Below are 19,330 nucleotides of genomic sequence, written 5' to 3'. Positions count from 1 at the left end.
TCAAGTATTTATTAACAAAAATCACAAAAATATAATTTATAATTAACAGAAAATTGTATAAAAATTTTATTTATTGTATAAATTATCCTTTACCATACTAAAATTTATAGGTATATTTTTATTAGTAGATAAGAGTACATTTACATAAAAGGGGATGCATTATGAAGAAATTAGCGAAAATAATCATTGCTGGATCTATTATTTTAACATCGGGAATTACTGCAGGAGAAGCAAGCGCAAAGTCTAGTAAATCTAAACCGAATTATTATAATTCTGCGGTAGTGAAAAAAGTCAAAGCAGGAACATATGTATTTGATGGTTTCAAGTTAGGTGGAAGATTAGAAACATATTTAAACAATTCGAAGTATGAAGAAGCAGAGGATGGACAAGCAAAATTATATAATAGTGAGTGGGATTTAGCGATTGCAGATAGATACGATGAAACCGATAATCCTCGCATTACAAGAATTTTTGATAATCGTATAGAAGATAAATCAAAATATGAGATGAACAAAATGAAGAAGATATATGGAAAGCCTTTATATACTGTAAGAAATGGAACGGAATATGCTCATGTGTATAAAAACGTCATTTTTACATATGAAAAGGATTATGGTAATCGTTATGCTTATCTTACTACTGTTACATTTTATAAGATGAATAATCATGATTTTAAGTTGTTTAGGAGTTATATTAAATCATACTTTAACAAGCCAACTTATTTTTCATATGCTTTAGATAGTTACAATTTTAATGATTTAGCTGAAGATTAATATTCCTTAAAGTCCAGAATTTGTTCTGGACTTTTTGATTTAGATAATATTAAATAGAAATTAGATCAAAAAATATTAATCAATATTATTTTAATTAGATTGTATTTCCTATTTAAAACAATTAAACTAAAAGAAAAAACTGTAAAAGAGGTAAATTATGAAAAAGACTGGATTAGCTTTACTAGCTTTAGGAATGTTATTACCAACAGCGAATGCTCAGGCGGCAACGAAAGTTTCTGAATTAAAGGTTGGTAACCAGGATTATAACGCAACGATATTAAAGGATACTGTAGCTTTTAACCGTGAAACTTATAACTTACCAGCAAGTAAACAGAAGACACAATTAAAAGCTGGTACGAAAGTTGTTGTTACAAAGCATAAGTTAGTTAAAGGTTATAATTTCTTAGTGCTCAAAGGTAATCGTTATATTCCTGCAGACGATAGTTTGATTGAAATCAATGAGGCATTAAAGTCAAATATTGATTATGATAAAGCACATTTAACAAACCGTGCGAAATATTTACTGAAACAAAGTGCTAAGAAAAAATATGCGAAACAATATAAATCTTTCTTAACAGTATTAGATAAAGATTATCAAAACTGGATGAACGGCAAAGAAAACATGATGGTACTAAGCTTAGTCGGTCAAAATGTATCTATTACCGGTGAGGGTCGTGACCTAATCACTTATGCTGAATGGGTTAAGCGTAAAATGCCTAGAATTAAATTGAACCCACAGCCGAAAGATACAGCGAAGGTTGATATTTTATCGGATCAATTTATAAGTGACTTTATTAATAATAAAAATAATATTGTTCGTGGTCATAAAGTTGGAGAAAAAGCGACTGATGTTAATAAAGATTATAAAGTTAGTGATGTCATGGTAACATACGTAGGTGTATTCCAGTATGGAAGAAACGCAGGTTTCTCTGTGGATGAGAAAACTGGTAAAGTAAATAAATTAATTTATGTACCAAGTAAAACTGTGACGTATGATCAGATTATCAATAAATACGGTCAACCGAAAGAAACAGCATTCTCAAATAAAACGGTATTAGAGCACATCTTATCTTATGATAAATCAGACTATGGTTATAAAGTGCATGTCGGTTTAGATAGTTTTAAAGGTAATGTGAAGTATATTATTAAAGAAGAGATTAAGAAGTAATATTTTATTTACATAAATAGGTGTCACATAGAGATTCTGGCTTTGGCTAGAGTCTCTTTTTTATATCAAAAAATAATTAAAAATAAATAAAAAATGATATAAATTAGTAAATAAAAAACGTAGATTATAATGCGAGTTTTGTGAAATGACAAGAAATAAATATATTTACACAAGAAATCGTGCCATAATGAATTGAATTCAAAGTAAATTCCAGGAGGCTTATTATGAATAAATTGATTAAACTAGGATTAGCTACTACAATTTTAGGAACTTCAGTATTTTCTGTTGGTAATTACGAAAGTGAAGCATCGATAAAGAAAGTTAAAGTAAATCCACTTTCAAAGAGTTTTATTAAATCGTATGCGAACCATAGTAGCATATCGTATGCAGGTATTAAACCTGGTATGGCTCTTACTCAAGTTGAAAAGAAATTAGGCAAAGATAAAAAAGTATTTAATTACTTTTTGCGAAAACCAATATATGAATATGGTGATGTCGGTGTATTTTATGATAATGATCAATCCGAACCTGTTACTTCCAAGTCAAAAGTGTGGTTTGTTTCTGTTATTGTGCGTGATACAAGTAAATCAAAGTTTATTAAAGCGTGGGGGAAACCAAATTACGTATTTATATCACATGGCCAAGATTTTAATAAATATTATTATGACCTCAACAAAAAAGATAAATACTTAGAGGTCGTAAACTATAGAGGTAATGAAATTTATTTTATTGAAAAAACTACTAAGAATAATTTTAACCGTTATGATAAAAAATACGTAAAAAAATATAAATAAATGCATTATAGATGCAATCAATACTTAAGATTCTAAAAATAGATATTCAGGTATTTTTTTAATATTTCAATCAACTCAGTGTATATATGTGATGCACTGAGTTTTCTTTTATTTGATTTATACCCCTATAGGGTATATAATGAGGTAGCATTAATAAACTTGAAGGAGTGAAACATATGAGAAGAATAATTGCAGTAGTTGCGAGTGCAGGTATTTTGTTAAGTGGTTGTGGTGCAAATGAAGAAGCGAAACATAACGAGCATGCACATATGAATCACAATAGTGAAGCTACGCCATCTAACATGAAAGTTGCAGAGAATCCGAAATATAAAAAAGGTGACAAAGTCACATTAACTGAAGGTCATATGCCGGGCATGAAGGATGCAGAGGGTGTTGTAAAAGAGGTTTATACAACACATGTGTATGAAGTGAGTTATCAACCGAAGAATGGTGATAAAAAAGTAAGTCATCATAAATGGGTGGTAAACGAAGAGTTAAAAGATGCACCGAAGTCCGGCTTGAAAAAAGGCGATAAAGCTGAGATGACTGCTAATCATATGGATGGTATGAAGGGTGCAGATGCAACAATTGATGATGTTCATAAGACAGATGTCTATGTTGTGGATTATAAAGATACAAAAACAGGTAAGACTGTTAAAGATCATAAATGGATGACTGAAGACGAGTTAAAATAATTATGTAGTATAATTCTCCGTATATGTAATTACATATGCGGATTTTTTATATTAAAAATAAGTAAATTATTAAAAATAATATTTATTCATACACAAAATTAGTAGATAATAGAAGTAATGAATAAATTTTAAAGGGGCTTACTATGAAAAAGTTATTACTATTATCTATGACAGCAATGTTGATGGCGGCATGTGGCGATGAAGAAGAAACGAAAGAAAAAGGTGCATCAAAAGTAGAGACTGAAACATCTGCATCTACTGAAGAGAAGAAAGAAGTAAGCACTGAAGAAAAAGCGAAAGAGACAAAAAAAGTAGTAGAGAAAAAAGATTCTACGGAAGAGAAAAACTTGAGTGGTAAGTATCCTTATATGGATAAAGATGGTCATATTGATATTTTGTCTGATGCGTTTATCAATGCATACACGAGACAAAACCGTATCGAAGAGTTTGCAGGTATAACGCAAGGTATGGATGTCGCTGAAGTTGAAAAGATGTATGGTAAACCAACTCATGATGGTAAGAGTAGAGTCGGTAGTAATCATGAGCGTTTTGGTGATATTGCGATAGAAAATACAGATTATAAAGTTTCTCAGATTTATATCAATTCATCAACGCCAGTTACACGTGAAGAGATTCTTGCTAAATATGGTGTTGCTACTGAAGTTTGGAAAAGTGATGATGGAGAAGTGATTTCATTAGTTTATAACAATAATCATTCAAACGGATTCCAGCTTATTCTCCACTTTGATAAGAATGATAATTTTATCGCAATGGAACAACAACCAGAAACATATCAAATGACTGGAGAATTGATCGTAAGTGATGATGATGCTCCGAGTGCAAACGAAGCTAAGGAAACTAATAGTGAAGTGTCATGTGAATACGGAGGACCAACAGTAGCAGAGAACGAAAAAGAAGAAAGATTACTTACAATTGCAATAGCAAATAAATGTTTAGATAATTTTGAACAAAATCCCTCTGACAAAGAGTCACAAACTGTTGCGTGGAATTTGATGATTAGAGGGGCTGCTCCAGGTGCGTTTGCAGATTATCCTGATGTCAAAGCAGCTGCTGAAAAGGTATATCAACGACTTGGTAAATATGATACAAGAGCACTTGAGTATAAAGATGATTACCTTAATCCATAGCCGAAAGAATAGATAAAAACTTTCTGAATCCCTGCTATAGCTTTAAACTTAGGGAAAGGAAAAATTCATAAATAAAATGAAGGATCGAATTGGTACAAAATCTTTAGCGCGGGAGAGTAATTATTAATGATTCTCCTGTGCTTTTGTTATACAAAGCATAAAAATTTTTTATAATTAAAGTAACAAATTACACACTACGGAGGGCTTGTGCAAAATAGATCAATGTCTTTTTGGGAAGCAACGAAGTTATTTTGGACGAGAGCATTTGATTTTAGTGGACGTTCACGAAGAAAAGAATTTTGGGTACAGGTATTCACACAAGTCTTATTTTATATTATTAGTGTAGTGATTTATCTTTTTATTATGATATCAGGGTTATTTGCGATAGACACATCTTCAACTGATGGTAATCATGAGGCTTTTGCATTTACTACTATTTCAATTGCTGTAATGATTGTATTTCTATGTTTGATTAGTTTAATCTTGTTAATACCTAACATTTTTTTGCTTGTACGTCGTTTGCATGACATAGGTAAGAGTGGTAAATGGGCTATTTTATGAATTGGTGTACCGAATATTTTATATTATGTTATTTCTTTTACTAAATACTCTGGTGGCGATACAGATTTAATGGGTATCTATCTTGTAATTAATTTGATTATTGTTACTACTTCTCTCGTATTTTTTGTCTGGACGATCATTTGGTGTGTACAAGACTCACAACCTGGTCCTAATGAATATCAAGGCAATCAAGAACCGTATCATCTACGATACGGTTCTTTTTCTAAATTTAATTGTGCCAAATTATAGAAGATTTCGTATAAATGTACTCTAAAAAACACTTATGTTATAATTTAGTTGATAATAATAATACCTAAAGGAGTGATTGATGATGAAAAAATTACTCGTAACAGGACTTGCAGCTGGATTAGTATTAACATCAGTAAATGTACAAGCAGAAGCAGCGACACCTAAGAAGATCAATATCGCAACAGAAGCTTTTGCGAACAAAGCAAAGAGCGGTAAATTGACAATCAATGGGTTAAAAGCTGGGCAAAAGGTGAGTTACTATAAGAATAAAAAAGGTGTTCACTATGAAGACTTCTTAGTGGGTAACAAACCGGGTTATGATTCAGTACGTTCACCAAATGCATTAGCATTTACAAACTTCCAGGAGAACGTACCATTTATGAAACGAACGATTACGCAGGTGAATGCAGATAATATTAAAGCAGTGTCTCGTAAGAAGATTCATCAAGTTTATGGTAAACCGCTGTATTCTATCCGTATCGGTATCCATTCAGAAATGGGATATGTAGATTTTTATAAAAATATAAAAATCATTTCAAGCGAACGATATAACAAAGATCATACAAAATTAACGAACGTCGTTGTTGACCGCATTGCTTTAATCAAAGCAAATGATTTAAAAACATTGAAGAAATGGCGTAACATCGATAAAAAATACGGTGGCGATCAATGGACTATCATGTATTTAAAAGGATCTGTTTGGAAAAAAGCATAGCACACAAAAAACAGCACATTTAAATTGTGCTGTTTTTTATGTTGATGTATTCTATTTCATCTAGATTGATTTTCACGATTTGTTTTCTGAATAGATGTTTTACCTCTATATTGATTTCTTTATCCTCCCAATGCGTATCTGTACTTTTGCCTTTGATGATCGTCCCGTCTTTTAACTTTATTTCGCACGATACATCACTATAAGATGATACGTAATGATGGTTATAATTCAAATAGCCTTCATCCTTCGCAATATGGTCGTAAATTTGTAGGAAATCTTTTTTCATTGCTGCAATTCTGGGGATTTGTTCTATCTCATCAGGATCGAATTCATAGCCAAATTCACTAAATAATAGCTCATCATATTCATAGCCGATCATTCTAAAAATATCTTCAAAATCTTCTTCAAACTTTTCCGGATCTATATTATATTTTCTCAGCGTTGCTTTATCTTCTTCTCTTAATATCACTGTATCCATTTAATCACCTCATTTTTGATAGTATAACAAATAAATTATGTATGTAACGTGTTATTTTCTATGTATTTCGTTATGATAATTTTAAGAGGTGAGTATATGATATATGTTATCGGAAGTATGTCTGTAGATTTAGTTGTGCAGGCAAACAGGTTACCAAAGAAAGGTGAAACAATCCTAGGAGATGCTTTCTTTATGACAGAGGGTGGTAAAGGTGCAAATCAAGCTGTCAGTGCTGCACGCCTTGGTGCAAATGTTTATATGGTAGGTTGTGTTGGGGATGATAATTTCGGTGAGATGATTGTAACGAATATGAAAGCGAATAAAGTTAACGTTGAATATATAGAGAAGATTGATGACTGTGCAAGTGGCACTGCGCATATTACATTAGCGGATAATGATAATTCAATTATTGTTGTACCTAGTGCAAATAGTGAAGTTTCAATTGAATTAGTAGATGAAGCACTAAATAGTATGGATCAAGATAGTATTATACTACTACAAAATGAAATTCCGAAATCCATCATTGAATACGTTATTGAAGAAAGTTATAAAAAGAAGATAACGACAATCTATAATCCAGCTCCGTTCATTGAAATCAATCCTGAATTACTGAAGAAAGTGACGTACTTTACACCGAATGAAACTGAAGTAAAGGCGATGTTTGGTGAGGAATTTAACGATGTGATTGAAAAATACCCAAAACAAATGATCGTGACGCTTGGAGAACAAGGAGCGACGTATTTCGATAGTGAGTTGATTAATATTCCAGCTATGAAAGCAGAAGTTATAGATACGACAGGTGCAGGTGATACATTCAACGGTGCACTTGCTGTAGGCATAAGTGAAGGTATGTCATTGAATGATGCTGTACAATTTGCGAATCAGGCAGCTGCTCTTTCAGTGGGAGGATTAGGTGCACAAGGTGGCATGCCTTATAGACATGAGATAAAATGAAAATAAAAAACACCAGTGAAAGTAAATGATTATCTTTCACTGGTGTTTTGTCGTTCAATAAACGCTGCGTAGTCTGTTTTTAATTTCATATTTGTTCTAAATCATCCCAATCGTAAATACACTCCAAATAAAGCCTATAAGAATCATTAGAAATATATCATAGTGCTGGAAATATAAATAGATACTTGAAAAGAGGTTTATTAACAACAAGCAAACTGCGAAAACTAAACTGACTTTTTGATACTTTAATCGATATGAATATTTTTGACTTTCATTATCAAAATCATCGTATTTAATTTTTGCTTCCGGCCAAATGAATAGGAGATAACCAAACATTAATAATGAAATAAAAATAATTTCTAGTGGATGAAGATGACCATTACCCGTTAAAAATAGATATAACAAAAATGCGGTGAAAATAGAGAAGTAAATATAATATTTTACTAAATATTGCTTCAAATCGTCTTTTCTTCTTTCATTTCACGACGTAACTCGTAGTAGCGCAGCCATTTAAATAGGACATACAAAATAAACATAATTATAGTCGTGTAGTGCATATTGCTTCCTGGAATGTTTGGTGGTGAGAGATGGATTACAATATAGCCGAGACCAATAATAATAGATAATACAATGCTGTATGTAATGCAGTCCTTTAAATACCACTGTGCAACGAGCCATTCTTTAGCTTTGTTGGTTTCCAGGTATCTTTTAATTTGTGTAATCGTATCTGCATAGCAAATCAATAGCATCATTGTAAATGCATATACCGCGAATAAAGTATACTTCGGATAGTATATAAAGATAAATGCACAAGCTACAATGATAAGACCAACCATACTCGTAATATAAAATTTTTTATTGTGTTTAATATACCACGATATCATGTCGCCACCCCTTTTGTTCAATATACTTATTATAAACCACAAATTAGGAAAGTTGAAGAAAATGGTATATTTTTTCTAGAAAATTTTATGATTAATTGATGAAACTGATATAAAATGAATTTAATAAAGGTAGGTGTGCTTATGAAGTGTTTAGTGATTGGATCAACTGTTGCTGATATTATGATTTACATGGATAGATTACCGACGAGTCAAGGTGATGAACATATTAAAAAGCAGATGATGGCAGTAGGTGGGTGTGCGTTTAACGTTGTGAATGTATTGCATCAGATGGGTGTAGATTATACTTTTATATCACCAGTAGGAACAGGTATGTATGGTGATTTTGTGAAGAAAGAATTGAATCGTCTAGGTATACAAAGTGAAATACATCTAGGTGGTGCGAATGGATGTTGTTATTGTTTCGTTGAAGAAAATGGTGATAGAACATTCTTGTCCCATCACGGCGTGGAGTATTCATTTAATCCAGAATGGGTAACGGATTTAGATATGACTTCATTTGATTATATTTATGTGTGTGGATTGGAGATTGAAGAAACAGATGGCGATAAGATTATAGAAATGTTGAAAGAAGTTTCAGGTCAGATTATCTTCTGTCCGGGTCCTCGAGGTAAATTAATTGAACAGAGGAAGATGGAAGCACTTTATGCGTTGTCTCCAATCATTTATTTAAATGAACAGGAAATAAAAGAATTAACCGGGATAGAAAATATAGAAGAAGCGGTACAAAAAATGTATGACTGGACACATAATACAGTCATTGTGACGACTGGTGCAGAGGGTGCAATTTATTATGATGGTAAGCTGCACAGTGTAACAGGATATAAAGCTGCAGTCGTTGATACAATAGGCGCTGGAGATAGTCATACTGGTGGCGTAATGGCAGCATTAAGCGCCGAGAAAACACTACATGAAGCCATTGATTTTGCAAATCTAGTATCGAGTAAAGTGGTCGGTGTGAATGGTGTGCATTTGGAGGACGCTGAGTATGAAACACTACGTCAACTTATGCATAATTAATATTCGAAATAGATTGTTGTTTTCTGTAAATGATAGTATGATTTAGGTGAATCGCATTGGAGGAAAATGAAATGAAAAAAATTGCTATTAGTGCATTAACTTTAAGTTTGTTGTTACCCACTTTACCTGCTCACGCCCAGGTTACACCATCAAAACCATCAGAATTAAAAGTAGGGAATAAAGATTATTCTGCAGTGATGTTGAAAGACACAAAAGTTATGATTAGAAATTCTCTGTACAATTCAAAACAAAATATCAAAACAATTAAAGCTGGAACTAAAGTAACGATTACTAAACATAAATTAGTACGAGGTTATAACTATTTAGTACTTAAAGGTAACTATTATATGCCTGTTGATGATGAAAATATTAAAATTACTAAACCTTCAAATACATCAATTGACTATAATGAATCTTTAAGTGGATTGGCCGTAAAAAGATTGAACGAGGCGAAAAATAAGAAATACTATAACGCTTATAAAGAATATACTATTTCAAGAGATTACTTATATAAACCTTGGATAGATAAAAAAGAAATTTCAATCATGCTAACTTTAGTCGGCGGAGATGGAATGATCGAAGATGATGCGTACGGGTTAATGACCTATAAAGATTGGATTCAAAGCGGTAAACCAAGCAAGGAAGTATATTCTAAACCGAAAGAAGATACAGCAAAAATTGATTTACATCGAAACAATTTATAAAAGAATATGTGAACAGTAAAGAAAATATAGTTCGTGGCCATAAAGCTGGAGATATTTTAGGTAAGGTAAATAATGATTACCGTGTATCTCGTACGTTCAATACGACGATTGGTGAGTTTGATGCTGGTAATAATGCTGCTTATCAAGGAGCGAGAAAAGGTTCAAAGATTGTTGCGACTAAACTTATTTACGCACCTAAAGACGGGGTATCATATTACGCAATTAAACGCGCATACGGTAAACCGGTAAGTTCTAAACTTTCACGTAAACACATTGTAGAACATATTCTAAAATATGATAAATCAAAGTATGGTTATGATTTATACGTAGTGTTCGATAGCTACAAAGGTAATTTGAAGTATATGTATAAGACGCCGATAAAGAAATAAGTATTCTTGCACCTAGTTTATCTAGGTGTTTTTTTGTAAAAAATAGTTAATGACAATTTACACTCATCGTGAAATAAAGTTAATGATAAAAGTGTTTAGTTGATTCTAGACGAAATGAAAGAAATGTATAGTATCTCTCTATCTCTGATGGAGCTTGTTGTAAATGATGAAAATCTCAATGAGGCAATAAAAAGAGTTAAGGCAAACAAAGGAGCAGCTGGAGTTGATGGTATGACAGTGCAGTGATGGTAGCTGGTTTCTTAGGTCACGGATTAGGTGCAACACCTAACGCCATGGCCAATATGGACTCTGTTACAAAATTATTCGGCCCTTCACAAAGAGCATTTTTAATCGTACCTGTTGTAGGTGCATTTTTAATTGATGTATTTTCAGTACCAATCATTATTATGACAATAAATTTATTCAGTTAATACAAATATGTAAAAGCTCAGAATTTTTTCTGGGCTTTTTATTTTGCGTAAAAAACGTTTGTTTTAGCTTAAAACACTTTTGATTTGTAAAAAACAAAAGTATAACAAAAATGATTTATTTACATTAGTTTAAATATAAATTAAAACTTCTTTGATATATTTTGTATTGTTAATACATACAACGAGGTGGAAATATGATTCAAATTGAACATTTGAACAAAACATTCGATAAGGATGTTATTGCAGTTAACGATTTTAATCTTAACATTGAGGAGAAAGAATTTATCGTATTCGTTGGTCCATCAGGATGTGGGAAGTCAACAACGCTAAGAATGATTGCAGGGTTGGAGAGTATCACATCTGGCAGCATCAAAATTGATGACAAAGTTATCAATGATTTGCACCCAAAAGACAGAGAAATAGCCATGGTATTTCAAAACTATGCATTATATCCTCATATGACAGTTTACCAAAATATGACATTCGGATTAAAAATGAGAAAAATCAAAAAATCTGAATATCATGACAAGGTCGTAAATATCGCCAAAATATTAGAGATTGACCACTTACTGAAACGTAAACCAATGGCCTTATCTGGAGGACAACGTCAACGTGTTGCACTAGGTCGAGCAATTGTCAGAGATGCCAAATTGTTTTTAATGGATGAACCTTTATCAAATCTGGATGCTAAACTGCGTACACAAATGCGTACAGAAATAATCAGATTACATGAGCGTGTGGGCGCTACAACAATATATGTCACACATGATCAGACGGAAGCGATGACGATGGCTTCAAGAATAGTTGTTATGAAAGATGGTGTAATTCAACAAATTGGCACTCCTGAAGATATTTATAATAATCCGGCAAATCGTTTTGTAGCAAGTTTTATAGGATCTCCAAATATGAATTTTGTTGATGTTGATAAAGTTGATAACGATTATCTAATTGCAGGAGAAAAATTCTACTTACCTTTTAAATTAAATAATAATGAGTCAAAGATTACAATGGGTTTTCGTCCGGAAAATGCAGAAGTATGGAATGGTCAAGCTGACGGAATAACTTTGAAAGATGTTGTTGTGGATGTAGTTGAAATGACAGGTGCTGAAAAAATTGTTACTTGTCATAAAGATAATATGGAATTTAAATTAGTTTTTGATGCAAAGTCAGTGTTTGACAGAAATCAGAAACTATCGATTTTTATCCCATATGAAGCATTATTGTTCTTTAATGAACATACTGGATTAAGAATTGACAAGGAGACATCAAATGAAGAAGCTGTTTGAAGCAGAATTTCAATTAAGTCAGTTAAATAACAAGACACATCTGCCAATTCAAATAGATTTAAAAGATGATTATGAGTCTATAGTAATTAATTATTGTTACGGACCAGTTGTAGAAGAGAGTAGTGAATTAGTGGATGTGGCAATTAATGAAGCAATTTCTTTAGGAAGTATTGATCCATATACGACAACACATAGTTTAAGAAATTTAATTACTCCAAGTATTCGTTACAACAATGAGTTTATTGGAGCAAATCATAGTTTTGATCAAATGGAGATAATTTTAGGTGAAGATTCTTCAGTTGGATTTAATTCAGTTAATTTTCAATCAGGCTTACTAGAAATAATAATGAGTTGTCATGCAATTGTTTCAGAAAAAGTCACACTAAGTATTTCAGTACGTGGTATGCAATGTTCTAACGACATCGTTTCGTATAAAGCTGAACTGCATAGTCATACGAATCATAGCGATGCTTCTTTTACAGTTGATGAATTATTAAAGTGTGCTAACAAGCGAATGTTAGATGTAATTGGAATAACAGATCATAATACATTAACGAGTTATTATGATGCACAAAAAATGAATCATGATCAACTAATTATTCCAGGCATTGAATATACAACGTTTGATGGTCATTTCTTATGTCTGGGAAATCCAGATAGATATAAAAACCATGACTTTACTCGCATAACAAAAGAGAATATCTTTGAATATTTAATCGAGTTAAAATCAGAAGAAACACTGCTTATCATGGCTCATCCATTTGATACAGGTTCACCGATATGTACAGGCTGCAGGTATGAATATGATAACGCAACACATAATTTATTTGATGCAATTGAAATCTGGAATGGAGATAACCCGCATACTACATCAAATTATAAAGCGCTCAAGTTCTATAAAGCGTTATTAAACGAAAATCCATCTGTTGTTATGACCTGTGGACGTGACTGGCATAATGAAGGCTATACCGGACTAGTTCCACACTTAAAAGTATTTGGGAAAAAGAATAGTAACTATAAGGATATTATCCAGGCTATAAAATCAGGACAATCAGAATTACAATATGGTTTTGAAATCAGTACTAACAAATATCTGCCATATGGATTAGCAGTAGATATCCGCCACTACCAATTTGAAATAGTTGCTGATGAAGCACAAGTTAAAGTGGACTCTAATTTTGGATATTTAAACGTAAATGTTCAAAATGGATATCTCGTATTTGATAGTGATACTGATTTCGATAATTTGGAATGGATTATTATTGAAAAATATGTGGAAGATAAATTAGTTGCTATAGGCAATCCTATTTTTAATGGAGGCACTATGAATGGCAAAAAAACAAAAGATGATTAAAACACAATCTGGTACAAAAGCGACATGGCAAAATTTATGGAAACATAGATATTTATATTTAATGTTATTGCCATGTGTAATTTTCTTTTTCGTTTTTAGTTATATCCCTATGACTGGAATGATATTAGCATTTCGTGAGTTTACTTTTAATTCTGGTATATGGGGAGAAGGTTGGATTGGTTTCAAATATTTCGAGCGATTTTTTGGTGATTCAAGAAGCACTCAAATTATTATTAACACACTTATTATTAGTGGTATGAAATTGTTTTTAGCTTTACCTTTTCCAATCCTACTAGCACTTATGTTTAACGAAATTCAAAACAATAAATTAAGAGGTTTTTTTCAAAGTATTTCTTATATTCCTCACTTCTTATCATGGGTAGTAGTTGTGGGGATTGCTAGGAATATATTAGCGCCCGACACAGGACTGCTAAATGAAATTATAAAATTTTCAGGAGGTGAGGGAGACCATTTCTTCATGATGGATCCAGACTATTTTCACGCAATTATGTTTTCTACATATTTATGGAAGGATATAGGATGGAGTTCCATTATATACTTTGCTGCAATAATGGGTATTAATCCTCAGTTATTTGAAGCAGCAGCAATGGATGGTGCAAATCGACTAAATCAAATTATTCACATTATTATTCCATCAATTTTTCCGACGATCATTGTATTGTTTATTTTATCGCTAGGTAACATTTTATCTGCAGGCTTTGATCAAATTTATTTGTTGCAAACACCAGGTAATGCTAAAGTCGCTGAAATTATCGATACATTTGTTATCCGTACAGGTATTCAGCAAGGTGATTTTGGTTATGCTACAGCAATAGGTTTAATTCAAGGTGTCATAGGTTTAATTCTCGTATTATTTGTGAATTATATTTCATCAAAAAAATTCAAAACATCATTATGGTAAAAGGAGTATTGAAATGAGAAAAATTATATTATTAATGGTATCTTTTTTATTACTATTTACAACTGCATGTGGCAAAACAGAGGAAAAAGAGAGTAAAGAGGCGGATAAAAAAGGTAAACCGGATACATGGATAGCAGATCGTAAGATTAAAGGTTTAGTATTTCAAAGTGAAGGAGATGTTTCTCCACTACAAAACAAAGAAGTACAAGCATTAATAAAAAAGAAGACAGGAATTGAATTAGAATTACAGACAGCTCCAGGTAGTGACTCAACTGACGCTTTAACAGCTGGCCTTGCAGCAGGAGATTTGCCAGACTTTATTGCATATTATTTAAATGATAGTGGTCGTCCAGAAATGAAAGTTTTAATGAAAGCTGCTAAGCAAGGTCAATTAACAGACTTAACTGACATGTTAAAAGATTCAAAAGTATATAAAAAATATTTTGAAGATGATTATTTACCAAAAGATACAAAAGACAACATCATGTTCCGTAAAGACTTAGATGGGACTTACTTAGTACATATGAGTATTCCGAGAAATGCAGCAAGTCCTGAAGTAAAGACAATTGGTGGCCCATATGTAAGAAAAGATATTATAGAGAAACTTAAAATAGATCCTAAGTCTATTAAAACTTCAAAAGATATGTATGAACTTGCAAAGAAAATTCAAGATGGAAAATTTAAAGATGAGAATGGAAAATCAATAACACCAATTGGACCAACAGCTTGGGGTGGAAGTGATCGTACTGCTTTTTATAATGATTTAGTATGGACTGGTCCAGCTGATGAAAAATTCTTAAAAGATAAAGATGGAAAGATTAAACACGAAGCGCAAACTGAACAAAGTATGGAACGTGTGAAATATGTTAAAAAATTAATGGATGAGAAGTTAATGCATCCTGAGTTTTACACTTTACCTGAAAATAAAGCAAAAGAAGGTATTGTAAATGGTTCATTCGGAATTGTTTCTGATTTACACAACTATGTAACAGAAAATCAAAACATGAAATACATCCCTGTTGGACCATTAAACTTTATTGATAGACCATACAAGATGTCATTACCATATAAATCTGGGTATGCAGGATGGGCAATTCCTAAGACTACTAAAAATCCAGAAGAAATTGTTAAATTTGCTGATTTCTTAGCAAGTCGTGAAGGAAAGTTAATCTCACAATACGGTATTGAAGGTCGCGATTACACATTAGACAAAAAAGGTAACCCGGTTGTTAAAAAAGAAGTTTTAGATGAAATTGCAAACAATCCAGATAAAGCAAAGAAACGTGGATTCCGCGGAGCAGGTGCTTATTGGGCAGAACATTTAGGATACACTGATATCGATCGTAAAGCAGACTTTGGTGAAGCTGAATATGGTGCAAGTGCACGTAAGAATACGCAAAATACAGGTCAAAAGATAGCTGATATGTGGGGATATGATGAGAAACTGAAAAATGCAGAAGTTATTGATGGATTAACTGTAAAGTCATTCTTACCACGTTTTGAGCGTTCAGAAGATTTAGAGACAGCTTTAAATGAATATGATGAAGCACTACAACGTGCTTATTATGCAAAATCTGATAATGAATCAAAGAAAATTTTAGATGAAGCATCTCAACGCGTTAAAGATGCGGGCATTGAAGATTTTATAAAATTAGTTGAAGATGAAATAAAAAAAGGTGAAAAAGTTCGCTTCTAGTATTTAGCTTTTAGGAGGTTGTACCATGCCAGTAGGCAAAGATAAGTCTTGGCTTGTTATTAAAATTGTTACAATGATCATTTTAATCGGACTAACGTTAAGTATAGTATTACCATTTCTTAATATACTAGCTTTATCGTTAAATAATGGTAATGATGCGCAAAAGGGTGGTATTTATTTTTGGCCAAGAATGTTCACACTTGATAATTATATCGAAATATTTAAACAAGGTAAGATAGTAAATGCACTTTGGATCAGTCTATTCAAGACGGTTGTTGGGACCGTCTTGAGTGTACTGCTCACTGCCATGGCAGCTTTTGCATTAAGTTCAAGAACATTGCCATTTAGAAAGACAATCACATTCTTTATATTCTTTACAATGCTATTTAGTGGCGGAATCATTCCGCTTTATCTTGTGTTAAACCAATTGCACTTAACAAATACAATTTGGGTCTATATTATTCCATCTTTATATAGTGTGTGGAATATATTGATTATGCGCACATTCTTTTTAGAAATACCGAATAGTGTGAAGGAAGCTGCGATGTTAGATGGCTGTAATGACTTTCAAATATTCTGGAGAATTATTCTCCCAATGAGTCGTCCGGTTATTGCTACAATCGCATTGTTCAATATTGTTTCACAGTGGAATGATTGGTTTACAGGATCATTTTTCGTACGAGATGCAAATCTCAAACCTATCGCTACTGTATTGCAAGAAATGTTAACAACACAAGAAGCAATTGCTAACGCATTGAAACAAAAATCTGGGTCATATGAAATGCTGGATAAGATAACTATTACAGGTGAGTCATTGCAAATGGCAACAATAGTCATTGTTGTTATACCTGTTCTTATCATTTATCCATTTATTCAGAAACATTTCGTTAAAGGTGTAAATATTGGATCGATGAAAGAATAGGAGTGTTATTTATGAGTTATAAAATTATTCAATTAACTGATTTACATTTAAGTCCACATCACAATAAAGAGGATGTGGAAACATTTGAATTAATCTCTCAAATGGTTCTATACTATCATCCGAATTTATTGATGCTAACTGGTGATCAAATCTGGTCAGAAGGTATTATCGATAGTGATCAGACATATAAAAAATTAATACAACATTTGAATAGTTTAAATGTTCCTGTTGCTATAACTTATGGCAATCATGATACAGAAAATCAATTTACAAGGTCTGATTTAAGAGCACTTGAATCAGAAATCAATTTATTAGCTGAAAAGAAACATACTTATATTGTTGATGATAAAGAAGCGTATTGTATAGAAGTTACGCAAGACAATAAGTTAACACATGTGATTTATGTAATAGATAGTGGCGATTATGATAAGTTGAATATCAGTCATTATGACTACATTCATCCGGAACATGTCAACTGGATTCGTAAGACCAGAGAGAGATATGTGAATTCTGGTTTTACAGGTAATAACAATATATTATTTACGCACATTCCGCTTCCTGAGTATAAATTAGCAAACAAAGAGAATGGATTAAAAGGAATATACAATGAACAGGTTTCTTCAGCGGATATCAATAGTGGCATGTTCGTTCAATTGTTACACAATAATGATGTGTCATATGTATCATGTGGCCATGACCACGATAATGATTTCCAGTTTAATTTAAATGGTATTAATTTATGTTTTGGAAGAGTAAGCGGATTTCATTGTTATGGAGATGTTCATCGCGGTGCCAGAATGTTTGAACTTGAACCATCAGGACGAGTAACAACAAAGGTATTAGAATATGATAAAAGGTTCAAATAAAAGATTTAATAAGCTTTTTTATCCTGTATTAATCGAACAGTTCTTTTTTATGCTAATGAGTCAAATCGATATAATTATGCTGACAGGTATAGGTTTGTCTACTGTCGCTGCAGTCGGTTTAGCGAATCAAGTATTGGTGATTGTAACTTTTCTTATCACTATAATACATGTCGGAATTTCAATTCGATTAATTCATAGTAAAGAAAAAGACAAGCAATTAATGAAGACGGATATAACGATGGGGTTAATTTTCAATATAGTAGTAACAGTCATATTATCTATTTTTGCTATGTTATTTATTGATCCTATATTGAATGTACTTAATATCCCTAAAGATGTTTATCAAGTTACAAAGTCGTTTGCACTTGCCTTGCTTTTAATGAATTTTGTCCATACAACCAATATGTTAATGGGGACGGTACTACGAGTACTTGAATATGCTAAATATGTGACGATAGTTTCTATCTTGATGAGTAGTATTAATATTATATTGAATGCATATATTCTTTATGGCTCTGGTGATAAATATGATGAGCCAGTATTAATGGTAGCTTGGGCAACTAATATTAGTAGAATTGCAGGGTGTATATTATTAATCTGGTTAATTAAAAAGTATTTAATATCGATAAAAATAAAACAATTTAATATAAGTTTCTTTAAGAAAATCATTGGATTAGGATTGCCTAGTGCAGGAGAGAATATATCATATAATTTTTCTCAGCTTATATTAACAGCGTTAATCGCTAGTATAGGTACACTTGCTGTGTCTTCAAAAATTGTTACTCAAACGATGACAGGATTTGCATTTACCTTTGCATTAAGTTTTGCGATTGCCAATCAAATTTTTTTAGGTAGATTTATTGCAAAGTATAAATATAATATATTGCGCACTTTAGTTCACAAGCATTTAAAACTAACCTGCTTAATAAGCTTGTCTATTGTGCTAATGATAACAATTGTATTTTTTTATTTAGGTCACAACTATTTTGAACAAGAATCATGGAAAGTTATTTTGAACTTATTATTTCTATCATTAATACTTGAGCCTATAAGAGCTATCAATGTATTTTTAGTATTTATACTTAATGTAATAGGTGATGTAATTTATCCTGTAAAGATTAATATTATTGTTACTTGGTTTTTGCTAATACCAGGTGCATTTATTGGTATCAAATTCTTCGGGTTAGGCATTTTTGTTGTATTTATTTTAATGATTTTTGATGAATTGATACGTGCATTTTTAATGTTAGGACGCTTCAATAGAAATGAATGGAAGAAATCTATACAGAAGATAGGTGTATAG

At 32.0% G+C, this 19,330-nt stretch carries 21 protein-coding genes and 1 pseudogene; 20 read left to right on the top strand and 2 right to left on the bottom strand.

Going from position 1 to position 19,330, the window contains the following annotated elements; genetic code table 11:
* Window positions 1-161 precede the first annotated feature (161 nt).
* The 7 genes from JJJ02_RS03675 (at window position 162) to JJJ02_RS03645 (ending at window position 6,103) form a co-directional block, all read left to right on the top strand.
* Window positions 162-773, top strand: a complete 612-nt coding sequence (locus JJJ02_RS03675) for a hypothetical protein (RefSeq protein WP_239243550.1) — start codon at window positions 162-164, stop codon at window positions 771-773.
* A gap of 157 nt (window positions 774-930) precedes the next feature.
* Window positions 931-1,941 carry a hypothetical protein gene (locus JJJ02_RS03670; protein ID WP_239243549.1) on the top strand — a complete coding sequence of 337 codons (1,011 nt, stop codon included), beginning with the start codon at window positions 931-933 and terminating at the stop codon, window positions 1,939-1,941.
* Window positions 1,942-2,165: 224 nt separating this feature from the next.
* On the top strand, window positions 2,166-2,735 hold the full coding sequence (locus JJJ02_RS03665; protein ID WP_240837404.1) for a hypothetical protein: 570 nt from the start codon (window positions 2,166-2,168) through the stop codon (window positions 2,733-2,735).
* A gap of 176 nt (window positions 2,736-2,911) precedes the next feature.
* Complete coding sequence (locus tag JJJ02_RS03660) at window positions 2,912-3,430, top strand: DUF1541 domain-containing protein (protein ID WP_240837403.1); 519 nt, start codon at window positions 2,912-2,914, stop codon at window positions 3,428-3,430.
* Between the two features lie 143 nt (window positions 3,431-3,573).
* On the top strand, window positions 3,574-4,578 hold the full coding sequence (locus JJJ02_RS03655; RefSeq protein ID WP_240837401.1) for a hypothetical protein: 1,005 nt from the start codon (window positions 3,574-3,576) through the stop codon (window positions 4,576-4,578).
* 207 nt (window positions 4,579-4,785) lie between these two features.
* On the top strand, window positions 4,786-5,139 hold the full coding sequence (locus JJJ02_RS03650; RefSeq protein ID WP_240837399.1) for a DUF805 domain-containing protein: 354 nt from the start codon (window positions 4,786-4,788) through the stop codon (window positions 5,137-5,139).
* A gap of 331 nt (window positions 5,140-5,470) precedes the next feature.
* Window positions 5,471-6,103, top strand: coding sequence for a hypothetical protein (locus JJJ02_RS03645; RefSeq protein WP_146608852.1), 633 nt, complete (start codon window positions 5,471-5,473; stop codon window positions 6,101-6,103).
* A 19-nt stretch (window positions 6,104-6,122) separates the two neighbouring features.
* On the opposite strand, the gene JJJ02_RS03640 is transcribed toward JJJ02_RS03645, so the two are convergent.
* Window positions 6,123-6,581: a hypothetical protein gene (locus tag JJJ02_RS03640; protein ID WP_239242460.1), complete on the bottom strand. Its 459-nt coding sequence runs from the start codon at window positions 6,579-6,581 to the stop codon at window positions 6,123-6,125.
* 96 nt (window positions 6,582-6,677) lie between these two features.
* On the opposite strand from JJJ02_RS03640, the gene rbsK reads away from it, so the two are divergent.
* The gene (gene rbsK, locus JJJ02_RS03635) at window positions 6,678-7,535 is read left to right on the top strand and encodes a ribokinase (RefSeq protein ID WP_240837397.1); all 858 of its coding nucleotides are present in this window, start codon (window positions 6,678-6,680) and stop codon (window positions 7,533-7,535) included.
* A 455-nt stretch (window positions 7,536-7,990) separates the two neighbouring features.
* Here rbsK and JJJ02_RS03630 read toward each other — a convergent pair whose 3' ends face one another.
* Complete coding sequence (locus tag JJJ02_RS03630; RefSeq protein WP_111714138.1) at window positions 7,991-8,419, bottom strand: hypothetical protein; 429 nt, start codon at window positions 8,417-8,419, stop codon at window positions 7,991-7,993.
* 141 nt (window positions 8,420-8,560) lie between these two features.
* On the opposite strand from JJJ02_RS03630, the gene JJJ02_RS03625 reads away from it, so the two are divergent.
* From JJJ02_RS03625 to JJJ02_RS03575, 12 genes and pseudogenes are all read left to right on the top strand, one after another.
* The gene (locus JJJ02_RS03625) at window positions 8,561-9,457 is read left to right on the top strand and encodes a carbohydrate kinase family protein (RefSeq protein WP_240837394.1); all 897 of its coding nucleotides are present in this window, start codon (window positions 8,561-8,563) and stop codon (window positions 9,455-9,457) included.
* A gap of 71 nt (window positions 9,458-9,528) precedes the next feature.
* Window positions 9,529-10,161, top strand: coding sequence for a hypothetical protein (locus JJJ02_RS03620; protein WP_239242457.1), 633 nt, complete (start codon window positions 9,529-9,531; stop codon window positions 10,159-10,161).
* An 8-nt stretch (window positions 10,162-10,169) separates the two neighbouring features.
* Window positions 10,170-10,550, top strand: coding sequence for a hypothetical protein (locus tag JJJ02_RS03615; protein ID WP_239242456.1), 381 nt, complete (start codon window positions 10,170-10,172; stop codon window positions 10,548-10,550).
* A gap of 114 nt (window positions 10,551-10,664) precedes the next feature.
* Complete coding sequence (locus JJJ02_RS13300; RefSeq protein ID WP_255724794.1) at window positions 10,665-10,796, top strand: hypothetical protein; 132 nt, start codon at window positions 10,665-10,667, stop codon at window positions 10,794-10,796.
* Window positions 10,781-10,981: pseudogene (locus tag JJJ02_RS03610) on the top strand (sodium/glutamate symporter); the annotation flags it as partial. The gene JJJ02_RS13300 and the pseudogene JJJ02_RS03610, both read left to right, overlap by 16 nt.
* 194 nt (window positions 10,982-11,175) lie before the next feature.
* Complete coding sequence (locus JJJ02_RS03605) at window positions 11,176-12,267, top strand: ABC transporter ATP-binding protein (RefSeq protein ID WP_239242455.1); 1,092 nt, start codon at window positions 11,176-11,178, stop codon at window positions 12,265-12,267.
* Window positions 12,251-13,621 carry a CehA/McbA family metallohydrolase gene (locus tag JJJ02_RS03600; RefSeq protein WP_239242454.1) on the top strand — a complete coding sequence of 457 codons (1,371 nt, stop codon included), beginning with the start codon at window positions 12,251-12,253 and terminating at the stop codon, window positions 13,619-13,621. Before JJJ02_RS03605 ends, JJJ02_RS03600 begins: the two co-directional genes overlap by 17 nt.
* A complete protein-coding gene (locus JJJ02_RS03595; RefSeq protein WP_239242453.1) occupies window positions 13,596-14,543 on the top strand; it encodes an ABC transporter permease in 948 nt (315 codons plus the stop codon). The genes JJJ02_RS03600 and JJJ02_RS03595 overlap by 26 nt, the downstream gene beginning before the upstream one ends.
* A gap of 13 nt (window positions 14,544-14,556) precedes the next feature.
* Window positions 14,557-16,239, top strand: coding sequence for an extracellular solute-binding protein (locus JJJ02_RS03590; protein ID WP_239242452.1), 1,683 nt, complete (start codon window positions 14,557-14,559; stop codon window positions 16,237-16,239).
* A gap of 25 nt (window positions 16,240-16,264) precedes the next feature.
* Window positions 16,265-17,161 carry a carbohydrate ABC transporter permease gene (locus tag JJJ02_RS03585; RefSeq protein ID WP_239242451.1) on the top strand — a complete coding sequence of 299 codons (897 nt, stop codon included), beginning with the start codon at window positions 16,265-16,267 and terminating at the stop codon, window positions 17,159-17,161.
* Between the two features lie 11 nt (window positions 17,162-17,172).
* Window positions 17,173-18,027: a metallophosphoesterase family protein gene (locus tag JJJ02_RS03580; RefSeq protein ID WP_239242450.1), complete on the top strand. Its 855-nt coding sequence runs from the start codon at window positions 17,173-17,175 to the stop codon at window positions 18,025-18,027.
* Entirely contained in the window at window positions 18,008-19,330 is a 1,323-nt protein-coding gene (locus tag JJJ02_RS03575) for an MATE family efflux transporter (protein WP_239242449.1), read from the top strand. Before JJJ02_RS03580 ends, JJJ02_RS03575 begins: the two co-directional genes overlap by 20 nt.

Source organism: Macrococcus sp. PK, from assembly GCF_022501545.1.
GTDB lineage: Bacteria > Bacillota > Bacilli > Staphylococcales > Staphylococcaceae > Macrococcoides > Macrococcoides epidermidis.
This window is presented reverse-complemented; position numbering and strand designations above follow the sequence as displayed.

Excerpts from the sequence above, each read along its gene's own strand:
- JJJ02_RS03665 (WP_240837404.1), top strand. The coding sequence starts at position 2,166 with ATGAATAAATTGATTAAACTAGGATTAGCTACTACAATTTTAGGAACT.
- JJJ02_RS03575 (WP_239242449.1), top strand. The coding sequence starts at position 18,008 with ATGATAAAAGGTTCAAATAAAAGATTTAATAAGCTTTTTTATCCTGTA.
- JJJ02_RS03580 (WP_239242450.1), top strand. The coding sequence starts at position 17,173 with ATGAGTTATAAAATTATTCAATTAACTGATTTACATTTAAGTCCACAT.
- JJJ02_RS03595 (WP_239242453.1), top strand. The coding sequence starts at position 13,596 with ATGGCAAAAAAACAAAAGATGATTAAAACACAATCTGGTACAAAAGCG.
- JJJ02_RS03625 (WP_240837394.1), top strand. The coding sequence starts at position 8,561 with ATGAAGTGTTTAGTGATTGGATCAACTGTTGCTGATATTATGATTTAC.
- JJJ02_RS13300 (WP_255724794.1), top strand. The coding sequence starts at position 10,665 with ATGAAAGAAATGTATAGTATCTCTCTATCTCTGATGGAGCTTGTTGTA.
- JJJ02_RS03660 (WP_240837403.1), top strand. The coding sequence starts at position 2,912 with ATGAGAAGAATAATTGCAGTAGTTGCGAGTGCAGGTATTTTGTTAAGT.
- JJJ02_RS03600 (WP_239242454.1), top strand. The coding sequence starts at position 12,251 with ATGAAGAAGCTGTTTGAAGCAGAATTTCAATTAAGTCAGTTAAATAAC.
- JJJ02_RS03640 (WP_239242460.1), bottom strand. The coding sequence starts at position 6,581 with ATGGATACAGTGATATTAAGAGAAGAAGATAAAGCAACGCTGAGAAAA.
- JJJ02_RS03645 (WP_146608852.1), top strand. The coding sequence starts at position 5,471 with ATGAAAAAATTACTCGTAACAGGACTTGCAGCTGGATTAGTATTAACA.
- JJJ02_RS03630 (WP_111714138.1), bottom strand. The coding sequence starts at position 8,419 with ATGATATCGTGGTATATTAAACACAATAAAAAATTTTATATTACGAGT.
- JJJ02_RS03670 (WP_239243549.1), top strand. The coding sequence starts at position 931 with ATGAAAAAGACTGGATTAGCTTTACTAGCTTTAGGAATGTTATTACCA.
- JJJ02_RS03675 (WP_239243550.1), top strand. The coding sequence starts at position 162 with ATGAAGAAATTAGCGAAAATAATCATTGCTGGATCTATTATTTTAACA.
- JJJ02_RS03605 (WP_239242455.1), top strand. The coding sequence starts at position 11,176 with ATGATTCAAATTGAACATTTGAACAAAACATTCGATAAGGATGTTATT.
- JJJ02_RS03585 (WP_239242451.1), top strand. The coding sequence starts at position 16,265 with ATGCCAGTAGGCAAAGATAAGTCTTGGCTTGTTATTAAAATTGTTACA.
- rbsK (WP_240837397.1), top strand. The coding sequence starts at position 6,678 with ATGATATATGTTATCGGAAGTATGTCTGTAGATTTAGTTGTGCAGGCA.
- JJJ02_RS03620 (WP_239242457.1), top strand. The coding sequence starts at position 9,529 with ATGAAAAAAATTGCTATTAGTGCATTAACTTTAAGTTTGTTGTTACCC.
- JJJ02_RS03655 (WP_240837401.1), top strand. The coding sequence starts at position 3,574 with ATGAAAAAGTTATTACTATTATCTATGACAGCAATGTTGATGGCGGCA.
- JJJ02_RS03590 (WP_239242452.1), top strand. The coding sequence starts at position 14,557 with ATGAGAAAAATTATATTATTAATGGTATCTTTTTTATTACTATTTACA.